The 18202-nt window shown below is 65.8% G+C and carries 18 protein-coding genes; 10 read left to right on the top strand and 8 right to left on the bottom strand.

Annotated features, from left to right (window positions below; genetic code table 11):
* Window positions 1-149: 149 nt before the first annotated feature.
* Window positions 150-1268, top strand: a complete 1119-nt coding sequence (locus tag QW863_RS12885) for an amidinotransferase (RefSeq protein ID WP_315713959.1) — start codon at window positions 150-152, stop codon at window positions 1266-1268.
* 12 nt (window positions 1269-1280) lie between these two features.
* On the opposite strand, the gene QW863_RS12880 is transcribed toward QW863_RS12885, so the two are convergent.
* The 3 genes from QW863_RS12880 to QW863_RS12870 all read right to left on the bottom strand — a co-directional run bounded on the left by QW863_RS12880 (window position 1281) and on the right by QW863_RS12870 (window position 3874).
* Window positions 1281-1598 (bottom strand): multidrug efflux SMR transporter, encoded by a 318-nt coding sequence (locus QW863_RS12880; protein WP_315713960.1) that lies wholly within the window; start codon window positions 1596-1598, stop codon window positions 1281-1283.
* Between the two features lie 211 nt (window positions 1599-1809).
* A complete protein-coding gene (locus QW863_RS12875) occupies window positions 1810-3234 on the bottom strand; it encodes a sensor histidine kinase (protein WP_315713961.1) in 1425 nt (474 codons plus the stop codon).
* Window positions 3209-3874 (bottom strand): response regulator transcription factor, encoded by a 666-nt coding sequence (locus tag QW863_RS12870; protein WP_315713962.1) that lies wholly within the window; start codon window positions 3872-3874, stop codon window positions 3209-3211. Before QW863_RS12870 ends, QW863_RS12875 begins: the two co-directional genes overlap by 26 nt.
* A 119-nt stretch (window positions 3875-3993) precedes the next feature.
* Here QW863_RS12870 and QW863_RS12865 point away from each other — a divergent pair, with 119 nt between their 5' ends.
* The 6 genes from QW863_RS12865 (at window position 3994) to QW863_RS12840 (ending at window position 9047) form a co-directional block, all read left to right on the top strand.
* Window positions 3994-4773: an ABC transporter ATP-binding protein gene (locus QW863_RS12865; protein ID WP_315713963.1), complete on the top strand. Its 780-nt coding sequence runs from the start codon at window positions 3994-3996 to the stop codon at window positions 4771-4773.
* Window positions 4774-4789: 16 nt separating this feature from the next.
* Window positions 4790-5656, top strand: coding sequence for an ABC transporter permease (locus QW863_RS12860; RefSeq protein WP_315713964.1), 867 nt, complete (start codon window positions 4790-4792; stop codon window positions 5654-5656).
* A 40-nt stretch (window positions 5657-5696) separates the two neighbouring features.
* Window positions 5697-6713 carry an ABC transporter substrate-binding protein gene (locus QW863_RS12855; RefSeq protein ID WP_315713965.1) on the top strand — a complete coding sequence of 339 codons (1017 nt, stop codon included), beginning with the start codon at window positions 5697-5699 and terminating at the stop codon, window positions 6711-6713.
* A 289-nt stretch (window positions 6714-7002) separates the two neighbouring features.
* Window positions 7003-7614 (top strand): LemA family protein, encoded by a 612-nt coding sequence (locus QW863_RS12850; protein WP_315713966.1) that lies wholly within the window; start codon window positions 7003-7005, stop codon window positions 7612-7614.
* Window positions 7615-7629: 15 nt separating this feature from the next.
* Window positions 7630-8532, top strand: a complete 903-nt coding sequence (locus tag QW863_RS12845) for a YgcG family protein (protein ID WP_315713967.1) — start codon at window positions 7630-7632, stop codon at window positions 8530-8532.
* A 17-nt stretch (window positions 8533-8549) separates the two neighbouring features.
* The gene (locus tag QW863_RS12840; protein ID WP_315713968.1) at window positions 8550-9047 is read left to right on the top strand and encodes a TPM domain-containing protein; all 498 of its coding nucleotides are present in this window, start codon (window positions 8550-8552) and stop codon (window positions 9045-9047) included.
* Window positions 9048-9167: 120 nt separating this feature from the next.
* On the opposite strand, the gene QW863_RS12835 is transcribed toward QW863_RS12840, so the two are convergent.
* The gene (locus QW863_RS12835; protein WP_315713969.1) at window positions 9168-10136 is read right to left on the bottom strand and encodes a YafY family protein; all 969 of its coding nucleotides are present in this window, start codon (window positions 10134-10136) and stop codon (window positions 9168-9170) included.
* 86 nt (window positions 10137-10222) lie between these two features.
* On the opposite strand from QW863_RS12835, the gene QW863_RS12830 reads away from it, so the two are divergent.
* Complete coding sequence (locus QW863_RS12830) at window positions 10223-10867, top strand: glutathione S-transferase family protein (protein ID WP_315713970.1); 645 nt, start codon at window positions 10223-10225, stop codon at window positions 10865-10867.
* 117 nt (window positions 10868-10984) lie between these two features.
* Here QW863_RS12830 and QW863_RS12825 read toward each other — a convergent pair whose 3' ends face one another.
* Window positions 10985-11542 (bottom strand): hypothetical protein, encoded by a 558-nt coding sequence (locus QW863_RS12825; protein ID WP_315713971.1) that lies wholly within the window; start codon window positions 11540-11542, stop codon window positions 10985-10987.
* On the bottom strand, window positions 11539-11844 hold the full coding sequence (locus QW863_RS12820) for a hypothetical protein (protein ID WP_315713972.1): 306 nt from the start codon (window positions 11842-11844) through the stop codon (window positions 11539-11541). Before QW863_RS12820 ends, QW863_RS12825 begins: the two co-directional genes overlap by 4 nt.
* 1003 nt (window positions 11845-12847) lie before the next feature.
* Between QW863_RS12820 and QW863_RS12815 the strand changes: the two genes are divergently transcribed.
* Window positions 12848-14779 (top strand): hypothetical protein, encoded by a 1932-nt coding sequence (locus QW863_RS12815; protein WP_315713973.1) that lies wholly within the window; start codon window positions 12848-12850, stop codon window positions 14777-14779.
* Between the two features lie 128 nt (window positions 14780-14907).
* The gene (locus QW863_RS12810) at window positions 14908-16482 is read left to right on the top strand and encodes a hypothetical protein (RefSeq protein WP_409977922.1); all 1575 of its coding nucleotides are present in this window, start codon (window positions 14908-14910) and stop codon (window positions 16480-16482) included.
* Between the two features lies 1 nt (window position 16483).
* Here the strand turns inward: QW863_RS12810 and QW863_RS12805 are convergent, their stop codons facing one another.
* Window positions 16484-17692 (bottom strand): CoA transferase, encoded by a 1209-nt coding sequence (locus tag QW863_RS12805; RefSeq protein WP_315713974.1) that lies wholly within the window; start codon window positions 17690-17692, stop codon window positions 16484-16486.
* Between the two features lie 252 nt (window positions 17693-17944).
* Window positions 17945-18145: a cold-shock protein gene (locus QW863_RS12800; protein ID WP_315713975.1), complete on the bottom strand. Its 201-nt coding sequence runs from the start codon at window positions 18143-18145 to the stop codon at window positions 17945-17947.
* Window positions 18146-18202: the final 57 nt, after the last annotated feature.

Raw genomic sequence — 18202 nt, 5'->3', positions numbered from 1 at the left:
GTGAAGCCCTGCCACCGCACTGGGCTGGAAGCGCCGCGCCGTTTGTTAAGGACGGATTGTGGTGCATTGCTGAACTGAGGCTATGCGCCGGCGATGCTACCGCATTAGAGTATTCGTGCCACATCAGCACCTCTTGCTTTGGTCATGCCATGATCACGCACGACAGCGGCCCGGATGCCGACCGCAAGGTAAGGATTTCTCCGGTCAACTCGCACAATGAGTGGGATCCACTCGAGGAAGTGATTGTCGGAAGGCTCGAAGGCGCGACGATTCCATCCGCTCATCCGGTCGTCGCCTGTAACATTCCGGGAATGGCTGCACGGGCGCAAGCGCTGCTCGGGGGCTTTCGCTATCCAAGGATGATGATTGAACCGGCTCAGCGCGAGCTCGATGGCTTTATTGCGCTGTTGCAGTCGCTTGGCGTGGTGGTCACCCGGCCGGAACCGGTTGATTTCAAGAAGCGCTTCGGCACGCCCGAATGGTCTTCGCGCGGTTTCTGCAACTCCTGCCCGCGCGATAGCATGCTGGTGATCGGAGACGAAATCATTGAAACGCCCATGGCGTGGCCCAGCCGCTATTTCGAGACCCATTCCTTTCGTCCGGTCCTGAAGGACTATTTCCGTCGCGGCGCCCGCTGGACTGCCGCGCCACGGCCGCAACTCACGGACGAACTGTATAACGCCGATTTCAGACGGCCCGAAAACGGTGAGCCGATGTCATATATTCTGACTGAATTCGAACCGGTGTTCGACGCTGCCGATTTCGTCCGCTGCGGGCGCGATCTGTTTGTAACCCTCAGCAATGTCACCAATGCATCCGGCATCGAATGGCTGCGCCGCCATCTCGGCGACGGCTATCGCATCCACGAGATCGAGAGCCGCTGTCGTAACCCGATGCACATCGACACGACCATTTTGCCGCTGGGGCCGGGCAGGCTTCTGATCAATCCCGAATACATCGACGTCAGCCGCCTCCCGGACATACTGAAGAAATGGGACATTCTCGTCGCTCCCGAGCCTGATCCGATCACCGATCGCTTGCTCAATATCACGTCGCTCTGCGGAAAATGGCTCAACATGAATGTACTGATGGTGGACGAAAAGCGCATCATCGTTGATCCGCATCATGTGCGAACGATGCGTGCGATCGAGCAATGGGGTTTCGAGCCGATCCCCTGCGAATTCCTGCATTACGCCGCATTTGGCGGCGCATTCCATTGCGCGACACTCGACATCAGGCGGCGCGGGGCGCTCGAGAGCTATTTTTGAGGATTGGCACGCCTATCCGGACTCGAGGCGCAGTCCGACGATGCCAAGTACAATGAGACCAATCGAGGCGAGCCGGGTCGCGGTCGTCGGCTCGTCGAACAGATAGATTCCGAAGAGAGTGGCGACGGCGATGCTCGCGCCGGTCCACGCGGCGTAGGCCGTGCCCATCGGGATCGTCTTCACGGCGAGGCCAAGACAACCGACGCTGGCGCCCATAAAACCCACGGTGACCAGGATCGACGGCAGGCGCGAGAGACCTTCGGAATATTTGAGAGCGATCAGCCAACCCACCTCGCAAAGGCTGCCAATGAATAAGATCACCCAGGCCATGAGAGGTTCTCCCAAAAGATGGGCTTAACGATCCTCGACGGAGTTCGTGTCAGAATTCCACGGTCTCGCTATTCTGCCAACTCATTCCGCCAAGCCTTTACACTTTGCAAGTGCACGCTGGAAGGCTCCCGGCGTTCCCTGCGCGCTCTCGATCTTCGAAAGGGCATGTCGATCGCAAGACCCGGGCGTGGTCCGCCGCGGGACGACGACGTCATGTCTGCTGCTGTTTGAGCTGTGAATCTGGACGTGGATCGACTGCCGTCGACCGATCGACCGGCAGCTCCAGTCGCACACTGAAGTCGCCTGCCACTCCGCTGAACCGCAGACGGCCGCCATGGGCCTGCGCGACCTCGCTCGCAATGGCGAGGCCGAGGCCTGAGCCGTGGGAGCCGTCGCCCTTCTGGAACGGGGTCAGCAGGCGTTGCTGCGCGTCGGCTGCGATCCCAGGTCCGTCGTCCCAGACGACGATCGCGACATGTGCCGCCGCTCGCTCCACCGTCACCATCAGCCGGGTCCGCGCGCCATGCGCCAGCGCGTTGTGAATGAGATTGGCAAGCGCCTCGCGCAGGCTGATGGCGTCGGCGGCGAGCATCACCTCGTCCTCCGATGGCACGAAGCTGACGGAGACCTCGCGATCGAGAGAGAGCGGCACGCTCTGCGACAGCACCGATTTCGCCAGCGCGTTGATATCGACCGCGGCGAAGCGCGGTGCTTGGGCGCGGTGCTGGATCATGGCGTGATCGAGCAGTTGGCTGGTGAGGCGGGCGAGATCCGCGATGCGGCCGCGCAGCCTGTCGAACGCCCTCGGGTCCTTGGTCTGATCGCTCAGCAGCTCGACCTCGGCATCGATCGCCGCCAGCGGCGTGCGCAGCTGGTGGGTGGCGTCGGCGATGAAGCGCTGCATCAGCGCGATGCGCTCGGCGAGGCGCTGCATGAAGCCGTCGATCGCGCCGACCAGCGCGCGCACCTCGCGCGGCGGCGTGATCGCGATCGGACTGAGATCGTCCGGCCGTCGCTTGACGATCTCGGCCTCGATCCGCGTCAGCGGCGCGAACACCAGCCGCAGGCACAGCGCAGTCGCCACCAGCGCCAGCAGGCTCATCGCAGCGATCAGGCCGATCGCCTTGGAGGCGAGGTCCCAGGTCAGCGCGTCGCGGGCGCGCAGGGTCTGCGCCAGCACGATCTCGCTCCAGCCGTCGCCGGGCGCGCCGTCGAGCTTGCGCGCCACGGCCGCGATGCGCACCGCCTGGTCGCGATAGATGCCGTCGCGCAGCAGGACGCCCTCACGCAGCGCCCTGGCGGGCGCGGTGACGGCGAGATCGTCATAGCCGGCGACGACGACGCCGCGCGGATCGGTGACGCGATAGAACACGAGGTCATAGGCCGACAATGTCGCAAACGCTGCCGCCGGCGGATCCAGCGTCACGACGCCACCCTGCATGTAGATGTTCTCGGCGATCTGCACGGCGCCGCCGGCGAGCAGCTTGTCATAGGCGTCGCGCGCGGCGGTGGCTGCATATTGCCAGGCGGCGAGGCTCAGCACGACGGCGCCGACGGCCAGGATCGCGCCGATCGCGATCAGCAGCCGCGCGCGCAGCGAGGTCCTGAGGTCACGAAGCGTGGAGCTGATAGCCAAGGCCGCGCTCGGTCTTGATCTCGACGGATGTCGCCGCCAGCTTGCGCCTGAGACGCGCGACGAACTGCTCGACGGCGTTGGGGCTCGGATCCTGGTCGAAGCTGAAGAGCTGCTCGACCAGCTCCTCCTTGGCGACGTAACGCCCAGGGCGTGCGGCGAGGATTTCCAGCACGGTCAGCTCGCGCCGCGTCAGGTCCAGCGGTTGGCCGGCGACGCTGGCGGTGCGCCCGGCGCGGTCGATCACCAGCGGCCCCAGGGTCAGCAGATTGTCGGACTGGCCGGCGGCCCGGCGCAGCAGCGCCCGCGCCCGCGCCTCCAGCTCGCGATAGTCGAACGGCTTGATCAGGTAGTCGTCGGCGCCGAGGTCGAGCGCGCCGATCCGGTCGTCGACCGCCGAGCGCGCGGTCAGCACCAGCACCGGCGTGCGCAGGCCGCGCTTGCGCAGGTGCTTGAGCACAGCAAAGCCGTCCATGTTCGGCAGCATCACGTCGAGCACGATAAGGTCATAGGTCTGCACCTCGATCAGCTCGCTCGCGGTGCGGCCGTCCTTTTCCCAGTCGACGGCATAGCCGATCCGTTCGAACCGGCTGGTCACGGCGGCGCCGATCTCGGGCGTGTCTTCCACCAGCAGGATGCGCAAGGTCTTGTTGTCCGCCTCGGAGTCAGGTTCGCGTCAGTCTCCTCCTCTATCACTTCGAATAAGGGCGCCGAAGTGCACCGAGCGAAATTTCGCATTGCAATATAAAGGAGGGGAGGACGATGACCGTCCATCAATCGCCATCTCAGTTCGAGCCGCTGCTCTCGGTCGAGGGCGTGACGCTCCAGTACAAGACGCCGGACACCTTGGTCACGGCGACCTACCGCGTCGACTTCAAGGTCTTCGATTCCGACCGTTTCGTGCTGCTCGGCCCCTCCGGCTGCGGCAAATCCACGCTTCTCAAGGCGATCGGCGGCTATCTGAAGCCGACCGAGGGCCGCATCCGCCTCAAGGGCCACGATGTCAGCGAGCCCGGCCCGGACCGCATGATGGTATTCCAGGAGTTCGACCAGCTGCTGCCGTGGAAGACGGTGCGCGAGAACGTCGTGTTCGCGCTGACCGCCAGCGGCCGGCTCGGCACCGCGGAAGCCAACGAGCGCGCCAAGTCCTATATCGACAAGGTCGGCCTCACCAAGTTCATCGACTCCTATCCGCATATGCTCTCCGGCGGCATGAAGCAGCGGGTCGCGATCGCCAGGGGCATGGCGATGGAGCCCGACGTGCTCTTGATGGACGAGCCGTTCGCCGCCTTGGACGCGCTGACCCGGCGCAAGATGCAGGACGAGCTGCTGCAGCTCTGGCAGGACACCCGCTTCACCGTGCTGTTCGTGACGCATTCGATCGAGGAGGCGATCAAGATCGGCTCCCGCATCCTGCTGCTGTCGCCGCATCCCGGCCGCGTCCGCGCCGAGCTCAACAGCGTGCCGCCGGGCACGATGGGCTCGCCCGAACAGGTCGCCCTCGAAGGGCGCATCAACGACATGCTGTTCGGCCAACACTGAGACGAGGAGAGCATCCATGAGCGAGACGCTGGCGCTGCGCCCCGAAATCGTCAATGCAGACACGCCCCTCGGCGACGTCAAGGTCGAGGCGAGCCTGTCCTGGCTGGAACGCATCTACCATATCGGTGCGGTCCGCAAGGCCATCATCCTGGTGGCGCTCGCCGCGCTGTGGCAGGCCTATGGCCTGTGGCTCGGCAATCCCCTGTTGTTTCCGACCTTCACCGACACGCTCTCAGCCTTCTTCGAGAACATCGGCAACGGCATCATCCCTGCGCGCACCCTCGTGTCGCTGGAGACGCTGCTGATCGGCTACGGCATCGGCATCGCGCTGGCGGCCGTGCTGACCACGATCGCGATCGGCTCGCGGATCGGCGCCGACATGCTGGAGGCGCTGACCTCGATGTTCAATCCGCTGCCGGCGATCGCATTGCTGCCGCTGGCGCTGATCTGGTTCGGCCTCGGCAAGGGCAGCATCATCTTCGTGCTGGTGCATTCGGTGTTGTGGGCGATCGCGCTCAACACCCATTCCGGCTTCCGCTCGGTGTCGAACACCTTGCGCATGGTCGGCCTGAACTACGGCCTGCGCGGGTTGAAGCTGGTGCGCTTCATCCTGATCCCGGCTGCATTTCCGGCCATCCTCACCGGCCTGAAGGTGGGCTGGGCCTTCGCCTGGCGCACCCTGATCGCGGCCGAGCTGGTGTTCGGCGTATCCTCGGGTTCCGGCGGCCTCGGCTGGTTCATCTTCGAGAACCGCAACCAGTTGGAGACGGCCAACGTCTTCGCCGGCCTGTTCACCGTGATCTTCATCGGCCTCGTCGTCGAGAACGTCGTGTTCGCGACCATCGAGCGCAAGACGGTGCGGCGCTGGGGCATGCAGCACTGAACTTCGAGTTATAAGCACAACAACAGGGAAGGAGACGACCATGTCCTGGAGCAAATCATTCACGGCCGCCGCGCTCGGCCTCACCGCGCTGCTCGGCGCCACCGGCGCTTCGCAGGCCGAGGTCAAGGAGATCAGGCTCTCCAAGGGCTACGGCATCCTCTATCTGCCGCTGATCGTGATGGAGGATCAGAAGCTGATGGAGAAGCAGGCGGAGAAGGCCGGGCTCGGTCCGTTCAAGGTGAACTGGCAGATGCTCGACGGCGGCAACATCATCAACGACGCGATGATGGCCGGCTCGCTCGACATCGCCGGCACCGGCGCGCCCGGCTTCATCACGCTGTGGGCCAAGGCCAAGGGCATTCCAGCGGTTGAGGTGGTCGGCGTCAGCGGCCTCAGCTCGACCTCGCTGTGGATGAACACCAACAATCCTGAGATCAAGTCGCTGAAGGATTTCAAGCCGAGCGACAAGATCGCCCTGCCGGGCATCAAGACCTCGCTGTCGGCGGTCATGCTGCAGATGATGGCGGCGCAGGAGTTCGGCAAGGAGAACTACGCCAAGCTCGATCCGATGACCGTCGGCCTGCCGCATCCGGAGGCGCTGGCGGCGCTCACCTCGGGCAAGACCGAGATCACGGCGCATTTCACCTCGCCCCCGTTCTCCTACATCGAGCTGAAGGATTCGAAGATTCGCCGCGTTGCCAATTCCGCCGACGTGCTCGGGCGGATGACGATGGACGTGGTGTTCGCGCCCAAGCGCTTCGTCGACGCCAATCCCAAGGTCGTGCAGGCGTTCCTCGACGCGCTCGACGAGGCCTGCACGCTGATCGCCAACGACAAGGCTGCCGCGGCCGAGATCTATGCCCGCACCGCCAAGGTGAAGACCACCAAGGAGGACGTGCTGGAGATGCTGCAGGACAAGGACACCTGGTTCTCGTCGACGCCGGAGGGCGTGCTGAAGATCGCCGAGTTCATGCACGGCGTCGGCTCGATCAAGGTCAAGCCGGCGAGCTGGCAGGACATGTTCGTGACCCAGCTACGCGACCGCAAGGGCAGTTGAGCGTAAGCGCCTATGGTGTCGTCCGGGGGCGCGCGGATGCCCCGGAATGACGGAGTGTGTGGTTGGTGCAGGCCCATCATCGAGCCGCCAGTCCCGCTGCAAAGACGACATTGCCTCTCTCCGCCGGTCATTCCGCGCGAATGACCCGCATCCGCGGCAGACCCGGAACTTCCTGAACCGACGCACCGGCCGCCGCGACCCATGTCCGGCGGCTGGCTGCCGTCATTGCGCCGTCGCCAAAGCTGTGCTGTGTGAAGGCGGTACAACCGGATGAAGAGGGGGACGCGCGATGCGGAGATTGCTGACCGTGCTGGCGGCGCTGATGACGCTGAGCCTGACCAATTGCGGCTACAACGCCATCCAGACCAATGACGAGCAGGTCAAGGCGGCTTGGTCCGAGGTCGTCAACCAGTATCAACGCCGCGCCGACCTCGTGCCCAACCTGGTCAACAGCGTCAAGGGCTTTGCCCAGCAGGAGAAGGACGTGCTGCTCGGCGTCACCAACGCCCGCGCCAAGGTCGGCAGCGTGCAGGCCACGCCCGACGTCGTCAACGATCCCGCGGCGCTGCAGAAGTTCCAGGCGGCGCAGAGCGAACTGACCGGAGCATTGTCGCGGCTGCTGGTCGTCACCGAGAATTACCCCCAGCTCAAATCGGACGCGCTGTTCCGCGACCTGATGTCCCAGCTCGAAGGCACCGAGAACCGCATCACGGTGGCGCGCAACCGCTATATCAAGGCGGTGCAGGAGTATAACGTCGGCATCCGCACCTTCCCGAACAACCTGACCGCGATGGTCTTCGGCTACAAGGAAAAGGCCAACTTCACCGTCGAGAACGAGCGTGAGATATCGGTCGCGCCGAAGGTCGATTTCAACGCGCCGTCGCCTGCTCCGTCGAAATAGCCGGAGCAGGGAATCGTGCGCGCGCTGCCCGTCCTCAAGGCGCTGCTTGCGACGCTGTTGGTCTGCCTCGCGACGATCGTGCTGGCGGACGTCGCGGTGCCGCAGCTCACCGGCCGCGTCGTCGACCAGACCGGCACGCTGTCCTCCTCGGACATCGCAGGCCTCACGCAGAAGCTGAAGGACCTGGAAACCCGCAAGGGGAGCCAGGTCGCGGTGCTGATCGTGCCGACGACGCAGCCGGAGACCATCGAGCAGTTTTCGCTCCGCGTCGCCGAGGCCTGGAAGATCGGGCGCAAGAAGGTCGACGACGGCGCGCTGCTGGTGATCGCCAAGAACGACCGCAAGCTGCGCATCGAGGTCGGCTACGGCCTCGAAGGTAGCCTCACCGACGTCACCGCGCGGCGCATCATCGACGAGGTCATCACGCCAAGATTTCGCAGCGGCGATTTCGCCGGCGGCATCGACGCCGGCGTCGACCGCATCATCGGCGTGATCAATGGCGAGAGTCTGCCGGTGCCGCAGCCGCAGGCCTCGCACGGCACGGATCTTGATATCGACACCATCTCCTCGTTCGCACCTGTCGCCTTCTTCGGTGCGATCTTTATTGGTGGCGTGCTGCGGGCCTTGTTCGGGCGGCTGCTGGGTTCGCTTGCGACCGGCGGCGCGCTGGGGATTCTGACCTGGGTGCTCGTGGGATCGATCACGCTTGCGCTGCTGTCCAGCGTGGCCGGCATCGTCATTGCCTTCATCGCCGGCGGCTTGTCCTCGTCGATGCCGACGTCGGGCGGGCGCCGCGGCAGCGGCTGGTCGAGCGGCTCGTCATCCGGCGGCTGGAGCAGCGGCAGCTCGAGCGACAGCGGCAGCTTCTCGGGCGGCGGCGGCAGTTTTGGTGGCGGCGGCGCCTCGGGCAACTGGTGAGGACGAGGCGCGCGACCATGAGCATCAGGCGGATCGGCCGGCATCTCCTGCATCATCACTGGCAGCTGAAGCGCATCTTCACGCCGGCTGTGCTGGCACGCATCGAGCAGGCGATCAAGGACGGCGAGCGCACCCATGCCGGCCAGCTTCGCTTCGTCGTCGAGGGCGCGCTCGACGGCCGGCCGTTGTGGCGCGACCAGCCGCCGCGCGAGCGCGCGCTGGACATCTTTTCCAACCTGCGGATCTGGGACACCGCGCACAACAATGGCGTCCTGATCTACCTGCTCTTGGCCGATCGCGACGTCGAGATCATCGCCGATCGCGGCATTCATCGACATGTCGGCGCCGAAGGCTGGGAGACGATCTGCCGCGCGATGGAAGCGGAGTTTCGCGCAGGCCGCTTTGAGCGGGGCGTGGTCGATGGCATTGCCGCGGTGTCACGCGAGCTCGCCAGGCACTACCCGCCGCATGCCGGCGATCCCAACGAGCTGCCCGACACACCAGTGGTGCTTTAGCTCCGATCATACGGGTCGCGCTCACTTGCCGGTCGCGCTCATCCCGGCTGGACGTGAGCGCGCACCCCTCTCGCCAATGATGCGGATGGAAAATACGTCCGCAACTCACGCCGTCGCAGCTCATGCGCCGTAGCGTTCCGCCATCGCCCGCGCCAGCTCGGCCATTTTCGCACGCAGCTCGGGCGGGTCGAGCACCTCGGCCTCGGGCCCGAAGCGCAGCAGCTCGCCGGCGGCATGCCACAGCGTCGTTCCGATCGGGATCGTCACGATGCGCCAGCCATCGGCATCGGTGTCGTCGGCGAGGCGCGTGCGGGCGCGCACGTAAGGCTGGCTCCACACCTCCAGCAGCTTCACACCGAGCGCTGACAGGCGCACCGTCGCCTGCTTCGGATGCAGCTCCGCCTCCAGCCGCTCCGTCGCGGCGCGCCAATAGGCGGCGAGGTCAAAGTCTGCAGGTCGCGCGAAGCACTCGTCGGTCACGGCACAGTCGAGAATGCGCGCGACGCGATAGGTGCGCACGCTGCGCTCGACCTGCCCGGCGAGATACCAATTGCCGCCCTTCAGCACGAGGCCGAGCGGCGCGACGCGGCGGCGCTTCTCGGCACGCCAGGTCTGATAGCGGACGTCGACCATGACGTCGCGGAGCAGGGCGTCGGCAATGGCGCGCAGATGCGTCGGCTCCTCGGACTCGCCGAACCAGCCAGGCGCGTCGAGATGGAAGCGCGCCTGCATGCGGCCGGCATTGGCGCGCAGGCTTTGCGGCAGTGCCGCCACCAGCTTGGTCTGCGCCGCGCTCATCGCGCCATCGAGCCCGAGCGCGGCGGCGGGGCCCGGCAGGCCCGCCATGAACAGTGCGTCGGTCTCGGCTGGGGACAGTCCGTTCAGCCGCACGCGATAGCCGTCGAGCAGACGGAACCCGCCTTCGGCGCCGCGCTCGGCATAGACCGGGATGCCCGCCGCGGCGAGCGCGTCGATGTCGCGATAGATCGTGCGCACCGAGACCTCGCAGGCGCCTGCGAGTTCGGGCGCCGTGACCTGTCCCTTGGCCTGCAAGGTGGTGAGGATGGAGAGCAGCCGGCTCGCGCGCATGCCCTTCTTTAAACATACCTGACACACCTTGTCAGGTATGGTGTGCGACAAGCCAGCACCGCAGCCGGCAATGGGAGGACACCATCATGACCGCCGACGACAAGATCACGCTGTATTACTCGCCGCAGACCCGCGCCGCCGGCACCCGCGTCCTGCTCGAGGAGCTGGGCGCGCCCTACGATCTGCATGTCCTCAACATGAAGGCGGGCGAGCAGCGCAAGCCGGAGTTCCTGGCCGTCAATCCGCTCGGCAAGGTGCCGACGATCGGACATCGCGGCCAGATCGTGACCGAGCAGGTCGCGATCTTCATCTATCTCGCCGATCTGTTTCCGCAAGCGGGCCTGACGCCGGCGCTCGATGATGCCATGCGCGGGCCCTATCTGCGCTGGATCGCCTATTACGGTGCGTCGTTCGAGCCCGCCGTGATCGACCATTTCATGAAGCGCGAACCGGCCCCGATCACGCAGTCACCCTATGCCGACTACGATACGATGCTGGGCGCGCTGGAGCAGCAGCTCGCCAAGGGGCCGTATCTCCTCGGCGAGCGCATGACCGCCGCCGACGTGTTGTGGGGCGTCGCCTTCAACTGGACCATGATGTTCGGCGTCGTGCCGCGCAAGGACGTGTTCGCGCGTTACGCCGAGCGCATCACCCAGCGTCCGGCGTTCCAGCGCGTCACCGCCGCGGATGCCGAGATGGCGGCCCAGCACGCGGCCGCCACCGGCGTTTGAGCGCCAGCATTGACGCAATCGAGCGAGGTCCCGCCGGCAACGGGACCTCACTGATGTGATTGCACGTTGTCCGGCAGGCGCAGCTCGCCAAATGCCGGGTTTCCCGCGGCGGCGTCGCTAGTTCAGGCTGATCCCCGTGAGCGGCGTGCCGTCGACGCCGTTGTTGCTGATTGCGTTGTTCTTGAAGGACGAGACGGAGCCGCCGCCGGTCTGGACGACGCCGTTGGAATTGCCCTGGATGACGGAATTTCCCAACGTCACGATGGCGCCGCTGCCGCTCGCCAGAACGCCGGTGTTGTTGAACTCGGAGGTCAGCCGGTCGAGAAACACGCCCATCCCCGGCTTTCCGGCCGGGACCGTGGCGGATATCCCGGCATTGCCATTTTCGATGGCCTTGGTGTTCGAGACGAGCACGCTGATCGCGCTGCTCGAATTCGCGGTCGAGACCGTGACGCCGAACGCGGACGCCTTGAGCGAGGAGTCCGCGATCACCACCTGGGCCGCACCGGTCGGCGCGACCGAGATCGCGCTTTGCGAGAAGTTCTCGAAGGTACAGTTCTCGACGACGAGCTTTCGGCCGGCCAGGAAATTGACGCCATTGAGGCCGAGGGTCGTGCCGGCGCCGTTGATGCTCAAATTGCGCAGGATGATGACGTCGTTGGCGCCGGCATTCACGTTGTGCCGTTGGTCGCCGATGCCAGGATCGAGGCCATCGTCCCCCCGCCGTCGATCGTGATCGATTTGGTGATCGTGACGGCGCCGTAGCCGCCGGGATCGAGCACGTCGATCTCACCGCCCGCGGCGGTCTTCGAGATCGCTCCGGCGAAGGTCTTGCAGGGCGCCGTGCGGCTGCACGGGTTGACGTCGTCGCCGACGCCGGACACCCAGGTCCGCGTCGCCTGCGCGTGAGCCCCTGGCGAGGCAAGGATCAAAAACGCGGCGCACAAAAATCCGATCGAAGAAATGAGCTTTCGCATGAGCGCTCCCCTTGAAATGCTGGAAATGAAAAATAGCCCGAACGCAGAGTGTTAGTCTACGAAAGCAACCAGAGCGTTCATCGAAAACGGCGGGCTGTACGGGACATTATGCAATCGGTGGTTGCCGCTTCGGCCGGAGGTGATTTCGCTGACGGTGCACGCCTTCCATCTGTCGATTGCATTGCAGGACTACAACATTCGCGAGCCTGCAGTCGCCCATCGCCCACCCACCCGACGGGCAATTCCGGCAATCCGTCCATGCGCCAACTGCCCGTCGAGCCAGTTTGTCGCATGTGTGCCGCCTTGCAGCGTCGGGCAAATCACGACGATGATCCCGGCCATCCCGTTCGCGATGAGGAGGGGCGGCTCGGCCGATCGTCACGAGGCGTAGCAGCGGGGAGCGGTGGCCGTATCAGGCTTGGGGCTCTGCGCGAGCGGGCCGGCGAGCAAGCGAGGTACGGACGGTCAAGTCGTAGGGTCCTGGCATCCCGACGCCGATGCCAAGTTCGCATGCAGGCTTCGCCTCGTGCGGATGACGGTGACCAGAAAGCCCGGCGCACCGGGGAGACTACGAAGCAGCCGTAACACCATCGCGCAGGGAAGGCTGGGTCGCTCCGGCTGAACCTGTGGTTCCTGCCCCGTGCAATCTTTCCGCACGGGGGCCACGGGTGCCAGTCGGCACCCGGCCTTCCCTGCGCCCTCCGACTGACGAGGAGGGAATGATCGGCAAAGCTCGGGCGCAATCGCGCCGCGAGAGCGGCTCCGTTTGACGCCGCGTCGACCGCGCTGCGCCGCGTGCCGATCGAGCTTGCTGCCCCCGGGCGCGTCCGCCAGAGCTGAATAATCGGGCAACGTCCGCCACATCTGCTCCACTTTGTCGGCGCAAATCCGCCCCGTATGAATCCCTAAAACTCAGGTAAGCCTTCCAAAAGTAAGATTTTGGCAATCAATCGAACGCTAACTAAGGTTACCAAGTGCTCAACGTCATGCGGAGACTCTGAACGTGAGCGACCAAAAGCCCGAACGGGCCAGCCTTGGCGTGGCCGGTACCACTGGCAAGGCCAGTGCGAGTGTCGACCCGATGCCGAAGACATCCGCAGTCCCCGATGCAGTCGATCTGGCCGTGCCTGCGATCGCGACCGTCGCCCCGCCCATGATCGCGCCGGATCACGAAGCGCCGGCGGCTGACCGTCCGGGCATCGACCCGAAGGCGAAGATCGTGGAAGCGGTGACCGCGCCCGAGCCACAGCCGGAGGCCAGCCAGTCCGAGATCAAGACCGAGGTGATGGCCGACACCGAGATCGGGACGACCAAGGTCGAGCCGGTCAAGCCCGAGCAGGTCAAGGTCGAAACCCTCACGGCCGAGCAGGAAAAAATCGAGCCCTCCAAGATCGAAGCGGTGAAGCCGGAGCGAGCCAAACCCGAGCCCGCGCGGCTCGACCTGGTCAAGTCCGACAAGGGCAAATCCGACAAGGTCAAGCCGGAGCTGACCAAGCCCCAGGCGGTGGGGGGCAACGTTGCGGCGCCGGGCAAAGTCGAAGCTGCAGTAGCCTCGAGTGCTGCGAAACCTCCCTCGACGATCCTGGATCTGATCAGGACGGAGCCGGTCAAGTCGGACCCGATCAAGACGGCTGCGGCCGGTGAGCTCCTCAAGGTCGAGACACCAAAGCTGTCGATGCTCGCGGCCAATGCGCCGAAAGTCGGCCCGATGGCAGCGGCCGCGCCGAAGCCGGAGACGGCCATCAAGCCGGACGCGCCGATCAAGTCGGTGGCTGCCACCAAGACAGAAGCCGTCGTTCGGCCTGAGCCGGCTGCCAAGCCGGAGACTGTTGCCAAGTCGGATGCCAAACCGGATGCCAAGTCGGAGCCCGTTGCCAAGCAGGCATCCGCGGCCAAACCCGGGGCGTCCGCGACGCGCCCGGTCACGCCAGTCCAGGCGGATGCCGGACCGGCGACCAGGGCGGGTGCTTTTGCCGCGGTCGACAAGGCCGCGGCCTGGGCCAAAGCGAAGTTCAAGACCGAGCCCTTCAAGTTCAATGCGGCGTCCAAGCCGGCGGCCGCTGCCGCAACGGCGGCCAGCACGGCCGCTGCGGGAGCGACGCTGCCACCTCCGCAGCCGGGCCAGACCCCGCCGCCGCATGCCGTGAACGGCAGGCTCGGCCTACCGGCCATGGCTGCGATCCTGCTGCTGTCGATGGTTGTCGGCGGCGTTGCCGGTGGTCTGGTCACGGCCAAATTCGTCACGCGCTCCGGCGGCGGCGACGCGGCCGATGCGACGGCCGGCGAGGCTGCGGATTCCACGCTTGGCGCGACCGTGGCGCGAATCGACAATGATGTCGCCGCGCTGAAGGCGAGCCTCGACCAGACCAATCAGACGAGCCTCGTCGAGCTCAACAAGTCCGCGGAGCGTCTCGACCGGCTCGAGAAGATCCTCGGTGATCTGTCGACGAAATCGTCGGCCAAGCCGAGCGAGTTGCAGCGTCTGAGCGAGGCCGTGGACCGGCTGCGCGCCGCGCAGGCGTCCGCGACCGCGCAAGCCCCCGCGCGTGACAGCGCCGCGTCCGCGCCGCAGGCGGTGGGGGCGATCAATGCGGCGGCGCCGCCCGCGGGCGTGGCGAGCCGGGCCGACGCGGCCAGGACCACCGAGGCAGCCAGGACCGAAGCAGCAAGGGCAGAGGCGAGCCGGGCCGAGCCGGCCAGGGCGGAGACCGCTCGCCCCGAGCCGAACCGCACGGAGGCCACCAAGCCCAAGGTCGTCGAGGGCTGGGTGCTGCGCGACGTCGGTCGTGGCGGCGCGCTGATCGAGGGCCGCGGTGGCCTCTACGAGGTCTATGCCGGCGATCCCGTGCCGGGCCTCGGCAAGGTCGACGCGATTCGCAAGCAGGACGGTCGCTGGGTGGTCGTCACCACCAAGGGGCTTGTCGTCGCGCGCTGACGGACCATCTGTTTTTGGAGACGAATCTGGACGAGGCGCCTCACCGCGACGTGAGGCGCCTCGTCGCACAATTGTCCGAAGCCGCCCGCCTTTCGGCTATCTTCGAGGACTAGCAGGCCCTCAATTGCATGTTCGTGGAAGTGAGGAGGCGCGTCTTGCGACTGTCGGTATTCGGCCTTGTCATGCTGTGCTGCGGCCCGCTCGCTCATGCGGACGAGAGCCCGCCGGTCGAGCGCGGCGCCGCCATCCTCGAGCCGTTCGCGCTGCGTGAGCTCGACAACGGCGCGTTCGGCCTCGGGAAGATGCTTGCGCACGCCAGTGATGCGCCGCTGACCGACGCGGCATTGTTTGCGCTGCCGTCGATGATGCCCGTACGCAAGGCGCTCGACACGGAGTTCGACCGCTACGTCGACAAGCACAAGACGACGTTGCCGAACGAGAGCATCGGCATCGGTACGTCCTACGCGTTCCAGCTGTTCGACCGCACTGTGCTCGATTCGCCCGATGCCCGCTTCGTGCTGGCCGGCGTCGTCAATCGCATGGATCGCGCCTTCGTCGATCCCGACCATTGCGGCGAGGTGCGGCTGCTGTACCGCCTGACGCGGACCACGCCGCCCGAGGCCAAAGATGGCGAGGTCGCCTCGCCGCGGCTGCCGATGACGCTCAACATCGTGCTCAAGGCGCGCAGCGATGCGGAGGCCAAGAGCAATTCGCCGAGTTGTGCCGAGATCGCCAAGCGGTGGCTGGCGACGTCCGATCTGCAACTGACCGGGCCTGAGCTTGCCGCGAAGCTGACGGCGCCGGACGGCCCGCTGGCGCTGATCAGGTCGGAGAACATCCATCGCATCGAGACCAACCTGCAGATCGCGCATGCGCCGAAATCGGCGATCCGCGATTTCCGCACCGACTACATGATGAAGGTGTTCGACTATCAGGCCGCGAGCGGGACGTTCGAGGAGGCGGTGCTGGAGGATCAGGTCGATCGCGACCGGCTGCTGGCGGATGCCGCGCTGGCGCGCGAGTTCAAGGCCTGGCTGCTCGACCCCGTCCATCTCGGTGAGCTCGACCGCGGCACCGCGGTGATCCCCGAGCAGTTCCTGGCCAAGGTTGCGGTGGCGCCGACCCCGGTCGGATTCGTCAATTCCGATCTGCTGCCGGCCTACGGGCTGGTGCAGGGGAGCGCGGCCGGGCAGGGCGCGGTGTTCACCGAGGCCGACGTGGTCGGTGCGCTGGAGAAGGCGGCCGCGCAGGGCATCGTGCTGCAGAACATCCGGTCGGTCGCGGGCTTCGAGCGACGCCTCAACGATTCGAGCTGCGGCGGCTGCCATCAGACCCGCGGCATCGGCGGCTTTCACTTTCCCGGCGTCGACTGGATGGCGGAGAAGCCGTCCAACACCGTCGTGGTGCCGGGCTCGCCGCACTTCTTCGGCGACCAGGTCCGCCGGCGCGACATCCTCACCGCCTTTGCCGAGGGGCGGACTCCGGATTTCTCGCGCGGCTTCGCCAGCCGCCCGCAATTGCGCGGCAGCGATGAGCTCGCCGGCACGGTCTACAACGACGGCTGGGGCGGGCATTGCTACGCGAGCCACGCCGCGGCCGCGGACAACGACAAGAGCTTCTCGACCTGGACCTGCGCCGCGAACCTGTCCTGTCAGACCGGCCCGGCGACGCGGTTCGGCATGTGCTTCATCGCGACGCGCTAGCTCAGGCCACCGCACCGCGCGCGCGCAGGTCGCGGATGGCCTCGTCGTCGAAGCCGGCGCTGCGCAGGATCTCGTCGCTGTGCTGGCCTATGCCGGGCGGCTTGCGCGGGGTGACCTTGCGCTGGCCGTCGATGAAGATCGGGCTGTTGACCGTCAGCATGGTGTCGTTCTCGAACGGCACCAGCACCTCGTTCTCGATCATCTGCCTGTCGTTTGGAATGTCGTCGAGAATCCCGACCACCCCGAACACGAGCCCGCTGCCGTCGAGGATCCGGCGCCATTCGGCCAGCGGCCTGGTCGCGAACACCGCGTCGAACTCGTGGATCAGTTCGACCGAGCGGGCGTGGCGATCGGCCTTGGTGACGAAGCGCGGATCGTCGATCAGCTCCTCTCGGCCAAGGCAGCGGGCGAGGATCGGCCACTGCTTCTCCTCATTGAGGAGCGAGAGCATGATCCAGCGGCCGTCCTGGCATTTGTAGTGATTGGCGACTGCGTTCAGCGCGCGTTCGCGCGGCCGCCGCTCGACGAAGGTCGCGCCGCAAAGCTTGGCCTGAGCAAGCACGGAGGCCGCCCAGACCCCGTTGGCCATCAGGTTGGAGGCGACGTGGCAGCCCTTGCCGGTCTTCTCGCGCTGGTAAAGCGCCGTGACGATCGCGCCATAGAACGCCATTGCGCAGGGGTGGTCGCCCATCCCGGCGACGGAGCGGGCGGGTGTCGTGCTCTCGTCGGCACGGACCAGGTCCATCAGTCCGGAGCGCGCCCAATAGGCATTGCTATCGAAGCCGGGTTTGTCGGCTTCCTCGCCTTTCTCGCCATACCCGGTAAACGACGCATAGATCAGCCGCGGATTGAGCGGCGCCAGCTTTTCGTGGGTGAGGCCGAGCTTGGCGCGGACCGACGGCGGGAAATTGGTGATGAAGACATCGGCTTCACTTACCAGCCGTTGCAGCACGGTCTGCGCTTCCGGCTTCGACAGGTCGAGTGCGAGGCTGCGCTTGTTGCGGGCTTCGAGATACCACGCGTAGTTATGCTCGCTGCGCGGATAGCCCGGCAGGTTCGGCAGGTTGCGGTAGGGATCGCCGGCGCCGGGCGGCTCGATCTTGATGACGTCAGCGCCGAAATCGGAAAGAACGGTGGCGGCTGCGGGGGCCGCGATGAAGCTCGCGCAGTCCAGCACCTTCAGGCCATGGAAAATGCCCTTGTCGTCCATGTTGCGTCGCTCCCGTCGCTTGTTTCCGCGCGCTGGAATTACGTTGACGGCGCGGTTCGAGGCGCATTTGACCCGGGTCGGGCGGGCGAGGCAATGGCGGGGAGGGAGCTGAAACTACAAACAAACGCAAAGATGTGATCAGGAGCGGGCACCGCTCCTGTCTATTTCGACGTGTCGACAATCATGCTGGTTTGGTGAGGGAAACGATCGCGCCGAAAAGCCGCGAGGCGGAATGGCGCGCCAATTGATCCGCTACACTTTCAGGTTCTCGGCCGAACTCCTGCCGCGGTTGGCAATCTCGTCGTACTCGATGGTCTGGCCCTCGTTGAGGGTCGCCAGCCCGGCCTTCTGCACTGCGGAGATGTGAACGAAAATGTCCTTGCCCCCGGCCGCGGGCTGGATGAAGCCATAGCCCTTGGTCGGGTTGAACCACTTGACCGTACCTTTAGCCATACGTCGCCTCCGCGGGACCAATCCGAGTACGAGCCGCGGTCCCCGCAAACCGTCAGG

This window comes from Bradyrhizobium sp. SZCCHNR1017 (assembly GCF_032381375.1).
Lineage (GTDB): Bacteria > Pseudomonadota > Alphaproteobacteria > Rhizobiales > Xanthobacteraceae > Bradyrhizobium.
This window is presented reverse-complemented; position numbering and strand designations above follow the sequence as displayed.

Coding starts and splice junctions, on each gene's coding strand:
- QW863_RS12885 (WP_315713959.1), top strand. CDS start 150: ATGATCACGCACGACAGCGGCCCGGATGCCGACCGCAAGGTAAGGATT.
- QW863_RS12880 (WP_315713960.1), bottom strand. CDS start 1,598: ATGGCCTGGGTGATCTTATTCATTGGCAGCCTTTGCGAGGTGGGTTGG.
- QW863_RS12865 (WP_315713963.1), top strand. CDS start 3,994: ATGACCGTCCATCAATCGCCATCTCAGTTCGAGCCGCTGCTCTCGGTC.
- QW863_RS12860 (WP_315713964.1), top strand. CDS start 4,790: ATGAGCGAGACGCTGGCGCTGCGCCCCGAAATCGTCAATGCAGACACG.
- QW863_RS12855 (WP_315713965.1), top strand. CDS start 5,697: ATGTCCTGGAGCAAATCATTCACGGCCGCCGCGCTCGGCCTCACCGCG.
- QW863_RS12850 (WP_315713966.1), top strand. CDS start 7,003: ATGCGGAGATTGCTGACCGTGCTGGCGGCGCTGATGACGCTGAGCCTG.
- QW863_RS12840 (WP_315713968.1), top strand. CDS start 8,550: ATGAGCATCAGGCGGATCGGCCGGCATCTCCTGCATCATCACTGGCAG.
- QW863_RS12835 (WP_315713969.1), bottom strand. CDS start 10,136: ATGCGCGCGAGCCGGCTGCTCTCCATCCTCACCACCTTGCAGGCCAAG.
- QW863_RS12830 (WP_315713970.1), top strand. CDS start 10,223: ATGACCGCCGACGACAAGATCACGCTGTATTACTCGCCGCAGACCCGC.
- QW863_RS12820 (WP_315713972.1), bottom strand. CDS start 11,844: ATGCGAAAGCTCATTTCTTCGATCGGATTTTTGTGCGCCGCGTTTTTG.
- QW863_RS12810 (WP_409977922.1), top strand. CDS start 14,908: ATGTTCGTGGAAGTGAGGAGGCGCGTCTTGCGACTGTCGGTATTCGGC.
- QW863_RS12805 (WP_315713974.1), bottom strand. CDS start 17,692: ATGGACGACAAGGGCATTTTCCATGGCCTGAAGGTGCTGGACTGCGCG.
- QW863_RS12800 (WP_315713975.1), bottom strand. CDS start 18,145: ATGGCTAAAGGTACGGTCAAGTGGTTCAACCCGACCAAGGGCTATGGC.